Source organism: Streptomyces sp. WG5, assembly GCF_049974565.1.
In the GTDB taxonomy this organism is placed as follows: domain Bacteria; phylum Actinomycetota; class Actinomycetes; order Streptomycetales; family Streptomycetaceae; genus Streptomyces.
The window spans coordinates 1-601 of record NZ_JBNGGC010000176.1 but is presented as its reverse complement, the minus strand read 5'-3'; the positions used below and the strand labels follow the sequence as shown (position 1 = coordinate 601).

The 601-nt window shown below is 64.4% G+C and carries 2 protein-coding genes; both read right to left on the bottom strand.

The genetic code is table 11. The annotated features are described in order from the left end of the window. Window positions 1-22: 22 nt before the first annotated feature. A complete protein-coding gene (locus ACP4IX_RS36480; RefSeq protein WP_024919522.1) occupies window positions 23-397 on the bottom strand; it encodes a response regulator in 375 nt (124 codons plus the stop codon). Next, window positions 398-601: hypothetical protein (locus tag ACP4IX_RS36475; RefSeq protein ID WP_426558972.1), on the bottom strand; the 204-nt coding region annotated here is incomplete at its 5' end.

Below are 601 nucleotides of genomic sequence, written 5' to 3'. Positions count from 1 at the left end.
GTCTCGCAACTGGCGGAGTGACCTAACCGCTGCGCGACGCCAGTGCGTCCGCAACCGCCGTGCGGATGTCTGCCACCGCAAACGGCTTGGTGATGACGTCGTGGACGATGGCTTCCAGCCCGGACGCCCGCTCGCGCTGATCGGCGAAGCCCGTCATCAGCAAAATCGTCAGCCGCGGGAAATCGCGCGCGGCGGCCAGCGCCAGCGCGATTCCGTCCATCACCGGCATTTTGATATCGGTCAGCAGAAGATCGAACGCGCCCTCGTCACGGGTCAGGATTTCAAGCGCCTCGGCGCCGTCTTCCGCCGTGACAATCTCATGACCGTCCATGGCGATCGCACGCGCCACCAGCAGGCGCATCGACTCCTCGTCGTCGGCGATCAAAACGCGGGACATTCAGGTTCCTCCGGTCGCGATATCCCGCTTGTGGAAGAACCTCACGGCAATTTCGCGGCCTTCGGCCGGCGGCGATGCCAGCCGTGTCTTGAACCATGCCCGCTCGCCGGGATTGAGCACGGGCTGCTCCAGCACGGCATTCCACGCATAGATGTCCGCGCCATTGGCATCGCGCACGATGAATCGCAGCCGCGGAATTTCCAC